At 38.4% G+C, this 15,012-nt stretch carries 18 protein-coding genes; 17 read left to right on the top strand and 1 reads right to left on the bottom strand.

The features are described 5' to 3' along the window. Window positions 1-2 precede the first annotated feature (2 nt). From MFF31_RS17975 to MFF31_RS17915, 13 genes are all read left to right on the top strand, one after another. Entirely contained in the window at window positions 3-536 is a 534-nt protein-coding gene (locus MFF31_RS17975) for a nucleotidyltransferase family protein (protein ID WP_248565524.1), read from the top strand. A 128-nt stretch (window positions 537-664) separates the two neighbouring features. Further along, window positions 665-1,120: a hypothetical protein gene (locus tag MFF31_RS17970; RefSeq protein ID WP_248565523.1), complete on the top strand. Its 456-nt coding sequence runs from the start codon at window positions 665-667 to the stop codon at window positions 1,118-1,120. Window positions 1,121-1,197: 77 nt separating this feature from the next. Continuing rightward, window positions 1,198-1,749 (top strand): YfiT family bacillithiol transferase, encoded by a 552-nt coding sequence (locus MFF31_RS17965; RefSeq protein WP_238189711.1) that lies wholly within the window; start codon window positions 1,198-1,200, stop codon window positions 1,747-1,749. A gap of 107 nt (window positions 1,750-1,856) precedes the next feature. Further along, entirely contained in the window at window positions 1,857-2,363 is a 507-nt protein-coding gene (locus MFF31_RS17960; protein ID WP_238189709.1) for a GNAT family N-acetyltransferase, read from the top strand. Window positions 2,364-2,687: 324 nt separating this feature from the next. Beyond that, complete coding sequence (locus MFF31_RS17955; RefSeq protein ID WP_248565522.1) at window positions 2,688-3,056, top strand: VOC family protein; 369 nt, start codon at window positions 2,688-2,690, stop codon at window positions 3,054-3,056. 693 nt (window positions 3,057-3,749) lie between these two features. Next, on the top strand, window positions 3,750-4,412 hold the full coding sequence (locus MFF31_RS17950; protein ID WP_238189707.1) for an HAD family hydrolase: 663 nt from the start codon (window positions 3,750-3,752) through the stop codon (window positions 4,410-4,412). A gap of 82 nt (window positions 4,413-4,494) precedes the next feature. After that, a complete protein-coding gene (locus tag MFF31_RS17945) occupies window positions 4,495-5,472 on the top strand; it encodes a GNAT family N-acetyltransferase (protein WP_238189706.1) in 978 nt (325 codons plus the stop codon). A 42-nt stretch (window positions 5,473-5,514) separates the two neighbouring features. Continuing rightward, window positions 5,515-6,222, top strand: a complete 708-nt coding sequence (locus tag MFF31_RS17940; RefSeq protein WP_238189705.1) for a class I SAM-dependent methyltransferase — start codon at window positions 5,515-5,517, stop codon at window positions 6,220-6,222. A gap of 52 nt (window positions 6,223-6,274) precedes the next feature. Continuing rightward, the gene (locus tag MFF31_RS17935) at window positions 6,275-6,934 is read left to right on the top strand and encodes a DNA alkylation repair protein (RefSeq protein WP_238189704.1); all 660 of its coding nucleotides are present in this window, start codon (window positions 6,275-6,277) and stop codon (window positions 6,932-6,934) included. Window positions 6,935-7,031: 97 nt separating this feature from the next. Beyond that, the gene (locus tag MFF31_RS17930) at window positions 7,032-7,751 is read left to right on the top strand and encodes a YebC/PmpR family DNA-binding transcriptional regulator (protein WP_238192131.1); all 720 of its coding nucleotides are present in this window, start codon (window positions 7,032-7,034) and stop codon (window positions 7,749-7,751) included. 161 nt (window positions 7,752-7,912) lie between these two features. Continuing rightward, the gene (locus MFF31_RS17925; protein ID WP_238189703.1) at window positions 7,913-8,851 is read left to right on the top strand and encodes a helix-turn-helix transcriptional regulator; all 939 of its coding nucleotides are present in this window, start codon (window positions 7,913-7,915) and stop codon (window positions 8,849-8,851) included. 37 nt (window positions 8,852-8,888) lie between these two features. After that, window positions 8,889-9,776 carry a hypothetical protein gene (locus MFF31_RS17920; protein ID WP_309296687.1) on the top strand — a complete coding sequence of 296 codons (888 nt, stop codon included), beginning with the start codon at window positions 8,889-8,891 and terminating at the stop codon, window positions 9,774-9,776. Window positions 9,777-9,909: 133 nt separating this feature from the next. Continuing rightward, complete coding sequence (locus MFF31_RS17915) at window positions 9,910-10,434, top strand: YfiT family bacillithiol transferase (protein WP_238189702.1); 525 nt, start codon at window positions 9,910-9,912, stop codon at window positions 10,432-10,434. Between the two features lie 143 nt (window positions 10,435-10,577). On the opposite strand, the gene MFF31_RS17910 is transcribed toward MFF31_RS17915, so the two are convergent. Next, window positions 10,578-10,937, bottom strand: a complete 360-nt coding sequence (locus tag MFF31_RS17910) for a c-type cytochrome (RefSeq protein WP_238189701.1) — start codon at window positions 10,935-10,937, stop codon at window positions 10,578-10,580. A gap of 332 nt (window positions 10,938-11,269) precedes the next feature. On the opposite strand from MFF31_RS17910, the gene MFF31_RS17905 reads away from it, so the two are divergent. The 4 genes from MFF31_RS17905 to MFF31_RS17890 all read left to right on the top strand — a co-directional run bounded on the left by MFF31_RS17905 (window position 11,270) and on the right by MFF31_RS17890 (window position 14,716). After that, window positions 11,270-12,415: a serine hydrolase domain-containing protein gene (locus MFF31_RS17905; RefSeq protein WP_238189700.1), complete on the top strand. Its 1,146-nt coding sequence runs from the start codon at window positions 11,270-11,272 to the stop codon at window positions 12,413-12,415. A 237-nt stretch (window positions 12,416-12,652) separates the two neighbouring features. Further along, window positions 12,653-13,096 carry a DUF6376 family protein gene (locus MFF31_RS17900; RefSeq protein ID WP_238189699.1) on the top strand — a complete coding sequence of 148 codons (444 nt, stop codon included), beginning with the start codon at window positions 12,653-12,655 and terminating at the stop codon, window positions 13,094-13,096. A gap of 81 nt (window positions 13,097-13,177) precedes the next feature. Continuing rightward, a complete protein-coding gene (locus tag MFF31_RS17895) occupies window positions 13,178-13,465 on the top strand; it encodes a hypothetical protein (RefSeq protein ID WP_238189697.1) in 288 nt (95 codons plus the stop codon). A gap of 66 nt (window positions 13,466-13,531) precedes the next feature. Then, a complete protein-coding gene (locus tag MFF31_RS17890) occupies window positions 13,532-14,716 on the top strand; it encodes an MFS transporter (RefSeq protein WP_238189696.1) in 1,185 nt (394 codons plus the stop codon). The last annotated feature ends 296 nt before the right edge of the window (window positions 14,717-15,012 follow it).

Here is a 15,012-nt window from a genome sequence, read left to right as displayed (position 1 = left end):
TTATGAAAACATACAATAACCTTAATAGAGATCTAACTCTTGTCCAAGCGTTGAATCTTCCTCACTGGTGTATAGCAGCAGGTTATGTAAGAAATTATGTATGGAATTACTTACATGGTTTCAATAAGCCGTCATCTTTAAACGATGTCGATATTTTGTATTACGATCCAAGTGATACTCGTGAGCAAACGGAGAAGAACCTAGAAAGCATATTGCAAAATGAAGTACGTGACTATAACTGGTCAATAAAAAACCAAGCGAGAATGCATGAAAGAAACAATGAGCAGACTTATTTGTCCGTAGCCGACGCAATGAAAAGATGGCCGGAAACAGCTACTGCAACAGCGATTACAATAGGAAAATCTAATAAGCTCGAAGTGATCGCACCTCACGGATTAAATGACTTGTTTGATTTAGTTGTACGACAAAGTCCGTATTTCAAAGATACCGACTGTTTTCACAATAGAGTGCAAAGTAAACAGTGGCTTGAAACATGGCCTAATCTCAAACTTATTGTAGAAGAAACACAGCACTAAACAACAAATATTGGTTAGTATATTATTTGATTTAAACAAGAGGGGGGAAGTGTATTGTGCGAAAAAGGTTGCTGATCACTTCGATCCTTTTAGTAATCCTGATTATCGGACTATTCATTTAGAGCAGAATGCCGAAGCATATCAAGGTTGATATACAGGTGGTTGAATTTCATCGTGGTAGCACAACTCTACAAAATACTGAACCTATGACCATTCGAATTGATGGATATGTTGCAAAAAAACGCAATAACACGAGGGAGTTTGTTGGGAATGTTCACTTACCGGATGAGCTACTTCCAATTCCAAAAGATAGAAGAACGGTAGATATCTCGTTTGATCAACATGATGCTGGATCATTAATCTACAGTTATGTCGAAGATGGTTACACAAAAACGTTTATGTATGGAACTATGTTTGCAAACGATGATTTTTCGAAAATAGCAATTATGAATACCTCTACTCAAAAACAAGGGGATTTAGTCACCCCATTGATGTTATCTGGACCAGCGACAAATCAAGAGGAAGCATTGTCAATATCAGAAGAACTGATGAAAGACTATTTGAATAGTTTCCCACCGAAATAAAGTCTAATCTAAATAGAATTTTGATAGCTGATAGCTTATAATTTGTAGTTTTTATAGTTGAGCAGAGGAGCGAATAAATGGATTATTTACGTTACCCCATTGGTCAATTTGAATCATTCATTATTAACTCTCATGAGGATCGCAATTCTGTTATTCAACAAATACCAAAAATCGTACAAACAGTGCGAAGTATAACCTGTCATTTGCAGCCTGAACAACTTAGCGTACCATACCGACAAGGCGGATGGACGATAAAGCAAATTATTCATCACTTAGCTGACAATGATATAAACGCGTTTTTAAGGTTTAAGAAGGCATTAACTGAAGATGAACCATTAGCGAGTTCTTACCGTGAGGACTTATGGGCACAATTAAGTGACTATAATGATGCTCCAATTGAATGTTCATTACTACTTTTGGAATCCCTCCATATTCGATTTTTGTATCTCCTTTCCAGTTTAGAATCTGAACAATTTAACAGAAAGTTAAAAACTCAGGTACTAGGAATCATTACATTAGATGTAGCTCTTCAACGATTTATATGGCATAATCATCATCATATTGCTCAAATAAAATCACTTATCGATCGCATGGAGTGGGATTACTGTCATAATCAAAGTACCATTTAAACCAGATTATATGATAGCGAACTTGTCTGAACTCAAGATCAGATAGTAAGTAGTTACTCTCTTCCATCGAATAATATATTTCTAACATACAATAAGGAGAGATCATGATGACAGATTCTTTAGAAATAGAACAACTACATACAATATCAGAAAATCTTGGTGAACTTAGCGAACTATTAATTCAGGTTGTAGAAGGTGGAGCATCAATCGGATTTCTACCGCCATTGCAAGCTTCAGCTGCACATACATATTGGGAAAATGTACTGGACCCCGATGTCATCCTTCTTGTAGCAAAAATAGACGGTCAGCTTGTAGGCAGTGTTCAACTGCATCTATGTTCAAAACAAAATGGTAGCCACCGCGCCGAAATTGCTAAACTCATGACTCATCCGAATCATCGCCGTAAAGGTATAGGGCAAATACTCATGAAAGCAGCAGAAGAGAGGGCTATTAACGAAGATAGGACGTTATTAGTTTTGGATACGAGGGAAGGCGACCCATCCAATATCCTTTATACTTCACAAGGGTACATACAAGCGGGTAGAATTCCTGACTTTGCGATTTCTGCAAATGGCGAACTGGACGCTACTATTCTGTATTACAAAAAAGTCTGAGTTTACAAGTCAAAAAAGTTTCTTTGAAAGGATGCTCTTAATGGTAATTTTAATTTTAATAGTAATTATAATCGGGTTGTCAGGAATTATCGGGAATCAATATTCGAGCCTTAGAAGGGCAGAACAGATGCAACGATCGCTTGATGATATAAACCAAAAACTTAGAGAAATAAGTAACAATTCAAAATTATAGATATTTGCGTCTATGAAGAGACAACAGAACAGCCAGTAAGTTAGCCGTAAATGTTGGTAAATCAATTTCTATTTTGAGGAGTGAGTAATGTGAGCAGCTTATTTCAAAGAATTGATTGTAATTTCATACCTGTGTCTAACTTGGAGGAATCTACACGCTGGTACGTAGATGTATTTGGATGTGTATTTGTTTGGAAAGAAGAGAGCGGATACGCAGCGTTAAATGTCTCTGTTGCAATAAAGGAAGGAAAATCAGCAAATATTGAACTCGGTCATGCAATGATAACATTGGTTGAGTCCGAGCAGTTCTCGCCACTTACCTTCTATAAAAATGGTGAGCTTCACCCCTATATGAACTTCTATACAAAAGATATTGAACATGTACACCAATTACTTACCGAAAGAGGAGTCGAAGTAGAGCCAATTAGCGATGAAGGCAATTTGAAGTATTTCAATTTCATTGAATTGAATGGCCATCACATGGGAGTTTGTAGCTTTTGATAGTATGGTAGTTCATATATCTAGTTTTATCGTTTGTTTCTGGCGAAGCATCTCAGCTTCCTTTTAAACATCATACTTATGATTTGAAAAGCGAGCTCTGTCCTATGGTTCTGGATAGGGCTCTTTGTCGTACGCACAGCAGAAAACAAGGTTGTGCATTCATTAGATCTACTCAATAACAGTAATATTATGGTAAGATTATCTATACTTCACATCTGAACATCTGTTTGGGGGTTAATTATGAAACTTGCGAACAGAATCATAACAATCGTAGTTGCAGCGTTCGCTACTGCATTCATCAGTTCTTTCATCATCACATTGATCATTTTTGGACCTTCTATGGAAGTATTAGCGATCGTTTTTTAGTAGATTTGATCTTTGTTTTATTTCTGGGATCGCCTATTGCTTTAGGTATAAATCAGCTTTTTCGTCAAAGTACATTCAAAAATATAGCGTTTAAGTTACTTCTTCACATCGTGGCTGCCGTCGCTGTAGTCTCCCTTTTTCTTTTAGTAATTGGTGAGAAACAAGAAATATTTAGTGATGAATCATTTGCTTTTTATATTGCAGCGATAGTAAATTCAGTCGTCTATTTATTCATTTTATCATTATTAAAATTAACTGGATCAACAAGTTTGTAACTAAGCAATTTTTGTGCAGGCCAAAATATATTTAACGAAAGAGTGGATTTTGATGAGTCATTATAAGGCTATTATTTTCGATTTAGATAACACCATTCTTGATCGAACGCAAACTTTTTTGACCTTTTCTCGATCATTCATTAACAATTATTTCGAAAATCATGATCAACATGATAACTTGCTTAAGCGACTCATCGAACTTGATCAAGATGGCTATAAGGACAAGAAGGTGTTATTTGATGAACTTCTAGCCGAATTACCATGGGAAATTAAGCCTGATCATTCTGAGCTTATGAATTATTATGACATTCATTATGTAAAAAGTGCAGTCCTAATGGATCAAGCAATAGAAGTAATCCAAGCACTACGCAGTAAATACAAAATTGGCATGATAACTAACGGAAGGACGATGATCCAGTACGGCAAGATCGATTTTTTGAAAATAAGAAATCATTTCGATGCGATTATAGTTTCTGAGGAAGCCGGCATCAAAAAACCGCATGTTGATATTTTTGAGCTGGCAGCGGCGAGACTCGGAATTCCGCTGGATCAATGCATGTATATCGGTGATCATCCCCTTAATGATATTGTAGGAGCTGCAAAAGCGGGCATGGATACCATTTGGTTTCAGGTGAATCAACCATGGAGTGATAGTATTACAGTAATACCAAAGCAAACAATAACTCATTTAAACGAATTGCTAGATTACCTCTAAGACCTTCCCTAATATGCATTTCAATTCTACTCGTATAAATCTAATTAATCTGTCCATTAACTATTTTAGGAGGTTATTGCTTATGATCAGATTATGTCAATCATCAGAAGCAGCTATCATTTCTGACATTATTAACGATGCAGCTACTGCATACAAAGGGGTAATACCTGAAGATCGTTATCATGAACCTTATATGAGTCTTAATGAAGTAGAGTCTGAAATAAATGATGGAGTCGTTTTTTGGGGTTATTTGGATGAAAAAGAGCAATTAATCGGTATTATGGGTTTACAGGATAAGGGTGACGTCAGTTTAATTCGCCATGCATATGTAAAAACATCGCATAGAAGCAAAGGGATTGGTGGAACTTTAATCGAGCATCTTTTGCAGCAAACGACCAAGCCCATTTTAATAGGAACTTGGGCAGCTGCAAGCTGGGCCATTCGGTTTTATAATCGATATGGGTTCAGGCTAGTATCTAAAGAAGAGAAGGAACATTTACTCCGTATATATTGGAATGTTCCCACTCGACAAATAGAAGAATCTGTTGTATTAAGTAATGCTGAAGAGGATAAGAGACTTATATTAAATTCAATTAACGCACTTCCAGTCGTTGAGAAGGCTACCATTGCAGATGCAGGCGAAATATTAGCTCTACAAAAACTTGCATATATAAGCGAAGCAGAAATATACAACGACTATACCATTGAACCGCTTGTCCAAACGCTAGAAGATTTGCAAAAGCAGTTTGAAGATCACATCTTTCTTAAAGCTGTAATAGATGGTACAATCATCGGTTCCGTCAGAGCAAAATTAACAGAACGATCTTGTATTATCGGCAAATTGATCGTACATCCGAGTTATCAAGGAAGAGGCATTGGCAAACAGTTGATGACAGACATCGAAGCATCCTTTAAAAATTGCTTGAAGTACGAACTATTTACTGGCAGTAAAAGTAATAAAAATCTTCAGCTTTATGAGAGGCTCGGATACATTACTACGGGTGAAAAACCAATCCATGAACATCTAAGCATCGTATATTTAGAAAAAATAAATTGTTAACCCTTAACGAATCTAACGAAAGTCGTAATAGGAGGGACAACGATGAATCGAATCAATTATAGTAGAGATGAAGAGAAAACGTATCATAACAACTGTTATACGAACAATACCTTATTTGCACCTGGTTCATGGCTGCATCAACCAGTGCAAACCGTTAGCGACCTTCTTCCAAAGCTGCAGTTGTCAGATTATCCTCAAGCATTGGATTTAGGCTGTGGCGTAGGGCGTAATACGATTCCAATTGCACAATATTTAAAGCCAAAGTTAGGTAAAGTCATCGGTGTTGATTTATTAGAATCAGCAATTAGTAGACTTCATGAATACAGCAACCAATATAGTGTCCGAGAATGTATAGAAGGAATCCAATCGGATATCGAATCATATTCTATTGGCAAATATAAATTTGATTTTATTGTAGCTGTATCTGCTCTAGAACATTTAAGTTCAGAACGAGCATTAGAGCTAAAGTTGCAAGAAATGGCGGCTGGTACAAAAGTTAATGGCATTAATTGCATCATCTTAAATTCGAATATTCTTGAAGTAGTAGCGGGTACTACTGATCAATTAAGTCCTATGTTCGAACTGAATTTCCCCACTGAACGAATGTTAGCCATTCTTGAGCATCATTACAGTGGATGGGAAATACTGCGTAAGCAAATAAAATCTCTTACATTTGATATCGAGCGTCAGAACATTCCAGTCACACTAACTTCTGATTGCATCACTTATGTCGTAAGAAGACTCCAATAGATCGTTGGAATGCTAATAGAAAACGCTATGAAGCTTTAGCTGGAGGTTAAGTATGAGTATCGAGATAATGATTGAGAAGTATCGCTCAAGTGGAAATGCGACTAACGCAGTGAAGATGGACAGCTATATGAAAAATCAATTTACTCATCTTGGCATTAAGGCACCAGAGCGAAGAGAGATTATGAAGACATTTTTGAAACAATATACGCTCCAAAAGGAATGGATTCCTCTGCTGTGGCAGATGCCAGAACGTGAGCTGCAATCTGTTGCAGTGGACATGCTCGATCTGATTAAAAAGAATTTAACGCCAGAAGATTTACCGATGATTGAGCAGTTAATTATACAAAAATCATGGTGGGATACGATTGATGCCATCGCAGTAATTGTTGGATATTTATTTAAAGATTACTCTGATGCTCGTAAGGAATATATAGAGAAATGGATACAATCCGACAATATGTGGTTAAATCGAACTGCAATTCTTCATCAACTACATTATAAAAAACAGACGGATGAGGTTCTGTTATATGACTGTGTGCGTCGACATGCGCATTCGAAACAATTTTTCCATCAAAAAGCGATTGGTTGGGCGTTACGCACTTATGGTGGCCACAACCCGTCATCCGTACTTGCTTTCGTAGAAACAAATGAACTAAAGCCTTTAAGTAAAAGAGAAGCGCTTAGGAAAATACTAGCTCACAAAAAAGACTAGATGAGCACATTTCAGTAATCAAGAAACCTGTCCAAACAGACAAAAAATCGTTATAATGGATAGTGAATAAATGAATGAAGAAGAAAGTGGGATCAGCATGGGTCGTAAATGGAATAATATTAAAGATAAGAAGGCATCTAAAGATGCCAATACAAGTAGAGTTTATGCTAAATTCGGAGTAGAAATTTATGTTGCGGCCAAAAAGGGCGAACCCGATCCAGAATCCAACCGTGCATTGAAGGTTGTACTTGAGCGTGCTAAAACGTATAACGTACCTAGAGCAATCATCGATCGCGCGCTTGATAAAGCAAAAGGCAGCGGTGATGATAATTACCAAGAGCTTCGTTATGAAGGTTTTGGACCCAATGGTTCTATGATTATTGTTGATACGCTTACTAATAACGTAAACCGTACAGCACCAGAAGTCCGCTCAGCATTCAACAAAAATGGCGGCAGCATGGGCGTATCCGGCTCCGTTGCTTATATGTTTGAATCTACTGCTGTATTTGGCTTGACCGGTAAAACAGTAGATGAAGTAATGGAAATTATGATTGAAGCTGATGTGGATGTACGTGATATTCTTGAAGAAGATGAAGCGGTAATCGTCTATGCTGCACCAGATCAATTCCATGCTGTGCAGGAAGCATTCAAGAAGGTTGGCGTTGACCAGTTTACTGTAGCTGAGTTAACGATGTTAGCACAGAACTACATTTCAATGCCAGCGGATGGACAAGTTCAATTCGACAAACTAATTGATGCACTAGAAGATCTTGAAGATGTTCAACAAGTATTCCATAATGTAGAGTTGGAAGATTAATCCATCTTGTTCTAGCCTTTGTAAAGCCGCGATAACATATCGCGGCTTTTTTCCTACCATCGTAAGCGATTTGCGATTTTATTAGCTAAGACTAATAAATAGTGACATATAAGCTGTCATCAATACGATGCTATACTTTGTTTGTGGAGGAGGGGATTCTGGTGAAAAGATCAGACAGACTCATGGCGATTATAATAGCTCTGCAGCAACGATCGGAAACTGCTCAATCATTGGCAACCAAGTTTGAAGTATCCAAACGAACAATACTGCGAGATATGCAAGCACTCTCTGAGATAGGTATCCCGCTTTATGCTTCTACTGGTCCGTCTGGTGGGTTTAAGATGATGGATGGTTACCAATTACCACCATTACAATTCGACGCCCAAGAAGCACTGACCATCCTGTTCGCTCTAAATGCCTTAACGAAGCTAAAGGACACGCCTTTCAAGCAAGCACGTTGGACCGTAATGGACAAGATAAGAGCCACACTTCCGACCAGTCTTATCGAAAAGGTTGAGCCGATGTTAGAACGACTAGACATGGATGTGCCCATTCGAACTCAAGAAACCCCACTACTGGAAGAGCTTCTCTCGTATTTATCAGACTCATCGTGGATTCATGTCAATTATCGGTCAGAGCGCAATCAAAGATGGTTGCAGCTGCACCCAGAGCGAGTCTACACGGCATATGGTTTCTGGTATTGTGAAGCCTACTCCATTCAACATGAAGAGAGGCGGACTTTCCGAATTGATCGCTTTTTTGATATTAAGAAGGCGGATAATGGACAAGTAACTAAACCAAATTGTGATATGCCATTAGCAGGTGAGAGGAAAGTAACCGAAACAATTTTTATACACGCTAAGCTGTCTTATCGAGGAGCGCTTATTGCGGAACAAGATCCTGACATCGGTCAGTACGTTAGGCATGTTGATGAGAATGAATGGCAGCTTTCATTTAATTGTCCAATTTCTGAATGGAAGTGGGCAATTTCATTTTTCTACAAATTAGGTCTTGACGCAGAGGTTATTGAGCCACTTTCACTCAAGGACGAGTTGTTTGAGTTAGCCTCACAGATTTGTAATCGCTACAGGTCTGTTTAACATGTTTTCGAACCAAATAAAACTTAGGAGGATGAGTATGATGGAGTCAATTACAATTTTGGAGCGTGCACGTCAATTTATTTATAACAATGCAAGATTAATTGATCGGCAACGGTTCAGCTATTTTTTTGAAGATGGGTCGCAAGATGCAGTATTAAAAGCACTTCAAGCTTATCAAAATGCGGATGGAGGATTCGGAAATGGGCTTGAACCGGATATACGTTGCCCACACAGTCAGCCAGTCCCTACCGAAGTCGCTTTACATACGATGGATGCAATAGGTGCAATTGATACTAAAATAATGGACGGAATTTTTCGGTATCTAGAGCATATCACGCTAAAAGAAGGTGGGCTGCCTCTAGCATTCCGAAACTTACTAGACTTTCCACATGCACCATGGTGGAATATTGAGTCCGATGACATTGCCTCACTTAATCCGACAGGAAATATTGTAGCACTTTTATTGAAACTAAAAGTAGGTCCTGATTTGCTTAAAGAGGCATGGTTTTCACGAAATGCAGAATATGTTTGGCAATCAATAGAGCATAGGGAGCCTACTGAATATCACGATGTTGTACAATGGATTTCCTTTTTGGAACAAGCCCCGGATCAAGCTCGAGCAATCCCTGTTAAGAAACGGCTAGATGAGTGGCTGGCGAAACCAGGTGTTATTGAACGTGATCCATATGCTGAAGGATATGTACAAAAAGTACTGGATTATGTTTCAAGTCCAACTAGTTATGCTAGAAAATTCGTTACTGATGAGGAAATTGAGTTGCACTTGGATGCACTAATTGAGCAACAGCAGGAAGACGGTGGATGGCTTATTAGTTTTCCAGAAACAAGTTCTATAGCGGGTCTGGAATGGCGTGGTTCATTAACAGTGGATCGGCTTGTTACACTCAGAGCATTTGGCAGAATATAATCAAATGAAATCGCATTATTCAAATCATACAAACCTTTGGTAATTTCCTGTATTCGCAAGTGACTGCGAGCATGTTAATATTAATCATCACAAGGGAATAGAAATTACTAGTCTAATAAAAAGGGGTGTTTGAATGGATATTCGATTTCCAATTGGGACATTTGATTATAATAGTGTAATCGACTTAGAGCAACGGAAACTGTGGATTGATCAAATTGCTGAGTTACCGACGAAATTAATTGAGGCTGTAGTCGGTTTAACGGAAGAACAATTACGTACACCTTATCGAGAAGGTGGATGGAATATTAAACAAGTCATTCATCATATTGCTGATAGCCATATGAACAGCTATATTCGCTTCAAGCTTGCCCTAACTGAACAAAACCCAACAATTAGACCATATTTTGAGGATCGTTGGGCAGAACTTTCAGATACCTTTGATGAGCCTATTGAAACGTCATTGAAGTTATTAGAAGTATTGCACCGTAGATGGGTCACTTTACTTACAACTATGACGGATGAGCAATTTGAGCGCACTTTTTTCCACCCCGAGTCTAAGGAAATCATCTCCTTGAACACAAATTTAGGCGTTTATTGCTGGCATGGAAGACATCATCTCGCTCATATTACATCTTTAAGGGAACGACTGGGGTGGTAGTAACTGCAACCTCAAAGCTGTTTATAAGCAAAAAATGAGACTGTCATCGCCTGTGGAAGATACCCTTGTTGCATCAATCATTTTAGGTATCGATCACTATTGAGACAGTCTCATTTCGTTTGTAATCTATGTTAATGCCAAGTTTATTTAAAATCTGCAAGCCAATTCGTAAGATTAATTATCTCTTCATCTTCTATACGTCCTTTGAAGCTAGGCATTCCTCCGCCTCCAGCAACGATCTTTTTATAAATTTCCTCACGACTCATCTCGTTACCTACCTGTTTAAGCGCGGGACCCATGGAGCCTTGATATTGATCACCGTGACAAGACATACAGTTGCTTTTGTATACCGATTCCGCACTAGCAATGTCTACAGTCGTAATTGGAATCGATGTCCTTGATGGTTCAACGGCTTCCTCTTTGGGCGGCAGTTGAAATAACAAAAGATAAATCGCCAAAAGTCCAGCTGAGCCTGCAATTGCCGCCATCACCCACTTTGACATATCAAAACCCCTTTTTTGAAAATAATGAAAGAATAAATTCCTACTTTATAGTCATTATTATACCGTTCAAATAGCAAAATCTAGATGACTCGTTAGAGCTATTGAAATGGCAGCTTTGTTATCAATGTGTGACTGAAATAGCAATATACAAAATAAATAGTTAATGCCATTAACAAAAAAACTGTAAAGCAATTAGATTGCAAGCATGTAATCAAATGATAGTTATCATCGATTTGTGATACTAAGTAAGAGACAATTGTAATTCGTATAGACTGAAATATATACCATCAATTACAATATATTTCTAATGAGATGAAGGGTAGGGGAATTGGATGAACGAAGTGATTACGAATTGGCGAATCATTGAAGGACCTCTAGATGCTGCACCTGAAGATGTGGGGATGGATTCTACACAACTTAATAAGCTAGATAAACATTTTGAAAATTTATTTATACAAGAGCAAATTCAAGGCGCTGGATATCTCGTATCAAGACATGGCAAAATTGTAGCAGCAAGGACGATGGGCACGCTAAATGGTGTAAAGAACGAAGGTGAACTTCAGCCTGATTCGATTCGCAAACTTTCATCCATTACAAAAATGTTCACCGCTATTTCCATCGTCAAACTAATTGAAGACGGCAAATTATTTATTGATCAGCCTGTTGCAACAATTATTAAAGAATTCGATAACCCAACCCACCAAACTATTAGCATTTTTCATGTTTTAACTCATACATCTGGCATTATGCCCGTATCTGGTTATTACAATGAGCCCTATCCTCGTGAATGGTGGGGTGCTCGCGGGACTGACGGTTGGATACGTAAAATATTACAAGGTACGCTCATCTGTCAGCCGGGCGAAGCTTATAACTATTCAACTGTTGGATTCGCAATACTTGGAGAAATTATTAGTCGAATATCCGGGATGTCATATGAGGATTTCGTAACAGAACATATCATAAACCCGCTTCATTTGGAGCGCACTTTCTTCAATGTACCAGAGTATCTGCATTCTGAAGTTCTAACAGTAGATCAATACGATATCGATTCATTAAGCAGAACATATCCAGAGGGTGAAGAGCGGCCACCGAAGTCAGATAGCGGTCTCTATTCAACGATGTATGATCTTTGGAAAGTTGGTCAAATGCTACTGAATGGGGGCGTACTCGAAGGACAGCGTGTATTAGGTAGAAAGTCTGTCGAGTTACTTACGAAACGCCATTTGTTCAACGTTCCAGCCTATCACTGGGGTGGTAAAATCAAAGACAAAGGGCACGCTTTAGGTATAGATTTATCGATTGACCATTTATCCTTTGAATCTATTGGAACATACCAGATGGAAGGAGCAGGGCGTTCTGGTATTTTCGTTGATCCAGTCGAAGATATGGTCGTCATCATGTTCGTACCTTCCATCTATTCATGGGTTCCGCTTTCTATTCTAGGTACGAAACAAATTATTTGGTCGAGTTTAAAGTAGTTAATAACGTTAATTAGTTTGTCCTAACTACCCCCGCGCTACTGAGGCTCGGGGTATTTCATTTCGGCTAATTTCTTCCGATTGAAACCGTGCACGTGTCGAGATATAATGTAATGATGGAAAAAGTACAGATGAAACCAGTGTTTGACGTTTCCGTATAGTATAAAATGGGTATATCAATAAGACGTACCTAGAACATACCATCAGAAATGACAATATAAAGGGGCTGGATTCGAAATGAAAACAAAGGGTTTAACGATACTAATGGCTATGGCGCTGTTTATTTTGCCAGGTTGCGGATTATTTGAAAGTGTCGAACAAACCGTTAATTTCACAACTGAGACAACTAACTATATGCAAACAGTTACTGATTTCGGACAAGAGATGACTGGGTTGGCAGAAAAGGCATTAACAGACATTGATGCTCGTACTGATTTGACACAAAAGTTAACTGACTTGAAAGAACAAGTTGTAAATTATGAAGGTATCACAGTACCTGATTACGCAACTCAAATACATCAATCTATCGTGCAGTATAACGAGACACTGCAAGGAGGCATTGATAAAGCTTTAACAAATATTGAACAAGGAAGAGCCGCTTTTGAATCAACAGGCATTCCAGAATCTTTAAATAAGATCAACGAGTTGTTAGCTCAGATCAATCAGTTAGCGCCACAATAATCCGACATATGCCGTTAATCGAGTAAATGGAGCGATGCGTTCGCTCCTTTTTTTCATGAGTAGAGAAAGAGAGGTTTGTGAATGAAATGGATCGCTATACAGTCCTATTACAAAGTTGAAAGAGTATTATCTGGCATAGAAATGAAGACAATCAAAGAGGATCGTTCCATGTATCTTTATGTGAACAAAATTGTAACTGCGCATCGAGAATTTGCAATAGAGGACATTCATGATCTTTCCTTCCGGCGAATGGGGGGAGATGAGGGGTTGCTTTATTTACATACGCAACAAGGCGTATTCTCATATAACGTTCATGGTGATCCACAAGCTTTTATAGCAATGTATAAGGAACTAACTTTATCATCATAGCATCCAAACACAAAAGTGTAGGATATACATCAAGAGTTTTCAGAACTCAAGGAGAGTGCAACAGGTTTGTTATCGCAAGGAAATACATCACAATTATCTAATCCATATCGTTTAATTACACTACTGCTTGTCGTTGTAGTTGCGGGTTTAAGTCAGGGGCTTCTACTACCACTACTGTCCATTATGCTAGAACAAAAAGGGGTTTCATCGGATCTAAATGGCATTAACTCAGCTGCAATGTACATCGGCATATTTTGTACGATGTTTTTTATTGAGAGGCCAGTCAGACGATTTGGTTACAAAAAGGTTATTGTCGTAGGTATTGCACTAGTAACGACGTCTAACTTACTTTTTCCGGTTACAGATTCGCTAACCATTTGGTTTATTTTACGGTTGCTAGTTGGTGTAGGAGATAGTGCGCTGCATTATTCAACTCAACTTTGGATCGTTAGTTCAAGTCCTGCCAATAAAAGGGGTAGGTTTATATCGCTTTATGGAATGTCGTATGGCTTAGGATTTAGTTTAGGACCGCTCGGAATCAACCTATTACAATTCGGCAAAGCAGTTCCATTCCTAGTTTCTGGAACATTTTTCATTACAGTGTTATTACTTGTACTACGGATGAAAAATGAGCTGCCTGAAGCGCCTAAATTGAGTGAAGCTACAGGGAATCGATTTGTCAAGACATATCGAATAGCATGGTTTGTTCTCATACCAGGTTTCCTATTTGGATTGATGGAAGCTTCCATGAACAGTAACTTCCCATTATATGGCATGCGAATTGATTTGGGACAACAATGGATTTCATTACTGCTCGTTTCATTTGGTATTGGCAGCTTAATTCTGCAATTACCACTCGGTATTTGGAGTGACAAAATCGGTCGAAAACCTATTTTGATAGCATGCGGAATTGTTGGATCAATTACATTTAGTTTGATTCCTGTAGCACACGACAACATCCCGCTTCTATTTGTATTGTTTATTATTTCTGGAGGAGTAGTTGGTTCGTTCTATTCATTAGGACTAGCCTACGCAGCTGATGTTTTACCGCGCTCTATATTGCCTGCTGCTAATATACTCACATCGATTCACTTTAGTATAGGTAGTATCTTGGGTCCTACACTTGGTGGATTTGGTATCAAATATATAGCTCCATACAGTATTTTTCTATTTTTGGGATCGGCATTTCTCGTCTTTGCTTTACTTGGATTTGCCTTTAAACCGAAAATGAAATCTGAATTAACTGCATAAAACGGGCTTGACATATCATTCCAATGGCTTATATAATTCACATCAAGCAATACTAACTAAGGCGAAGATCAAAGACAAGACTCCAACATTCAACCTGCACAGAGAGAGGGGCGATTGCTGCAAGCTCCTTCAGCGATGAAGTTGAAGTTACCCCTTTGTAGCTGTGACGTGGAATCGGTTTGCTCTATGCAAACTTTAGTAATCGTCACCGATTGATCCCCGTTACAGGATGCCAATGAGGGTCTTGATTTATTATGAGACCAGAATTAGGGTGGAACCACGAGTATACAAGCACT

The sequence above is a fragment of the Paenibacillus sp. L3-i20 genome, from assembly GCF_022180385.2.
Lineage (GTDB): Bacteria > Bacillota > Bacilli > Paenibacillales > Paenibacillaceae > Pristimantibacillus.
This window is presented reverse-complemented; position numbering and strand designations above follow the sequence as displayed.

Excerpts from the sequence above, each read along its gene's own strand:
- MFF31_RS17960 (WP_238189709.1), top strand. The coding sequence starts at position 1,857 with ATGACAGATTCTTTAGAAATAGAACAACTACATACAATATCAGAAAAT.
- MFF31_RS17895 (WP_238189697.1), top strand. The coding sequence starts at position 13,178 with ATGAAATGGATCGCTATACAGTCCTATTACAAAGTTGAAAGAGTATTA.
- MFF31_RS17970 (WP_248565523.1), top strand. The coding sequence starts at position 665 with ATGCCGAAGCATATCAAGGTTGATATACAGGTGGTTGAATTTCATCGT.
- MFF31_RS17905 (WP_238189700.1), top strand. The coding sequence starts at position 11,270 with ATGAACGAAGTGATTACGAATTGGCGAATCATTGAAGGACCTCTAGAT.
- MFF31_RS17940 (WP_238189705.1), top strand. The coding sequence starts at position 5,515 with ATGAATCGAATCAATTATAGTAGAGATGAAGAGAAAACGTATCATAAC.
- MFF31_RS17900 (WP_238189699.1), top strand. The coding sequence starts at position 12,653 with ATGAAAACAAAGGGTTTAACGATACTAATGGCTATGGCGCTGTTTATT.
- MFF31_RS17945 (WP_238189706.1), top strand. The coding sequence starts at position 4,495 with ATGATCAGATTATGTCAATCATCAGAAGCAGCTATCATTTCTGACATT.
- MFF31_RS17915 (WP_238189702.1), top strand. The coding sequence starts at position 9,910 with ATGGATATTCGATTTCCAATTGGGACATTTGATTATAATAGTGTAATC.
- MFF31_RS17975 (WP_248565524.1), top strand. The coding sequence starts at position 3 with ATGAAAACATACAATAACCTTAATAGAGATCTAACTCTTGTCCAAGCG.
- MFF31_RS17920 (WP_309296687.1), top strand. The coding sequence starts at position 8,889 with ATGATGGAGTCAATTACAATTTTGGAGCGTGCACGTCAATTTATTTAT.
- MFF31_RS17910 (WP_238189701.1), bottom strand. The coding sequence starts at position 10,937 with ATGTCAAAGTGGGTGATGGCGGCAATTGCAGGCTCAGCTGGACTTTTG.
- MFF31_RS17950 (WP_238189707.1), top strand. The coding sequence starts at position 3,750 with ATGAGTCATTATAAGGCTATTATTTTCGATTTAGATAACACCATTCTT.
- MFF31_RS17965 (WP_238189711.1), top strand. The coding sequence starts at position 1,198 with ATGGATTATTTACGTTACCCCATTGGTCAATTTGAATCATTCATTATT.
- MFF31_RS17930 (WP_238192131.1), top strand. The coding sequence starts at position 7,032 with ATGGGTCGTAAATGGAATAATATTAAAGATAAGAAGGCATCTAAAGAT.
- MFF31_RS17935 (WP_238189704.1), top strand. The coding sequence starts at position 6,275 with ATGAGTATCGAGATAATGATTGAGAAGTATCGCTCAAGTGGAAATGCG.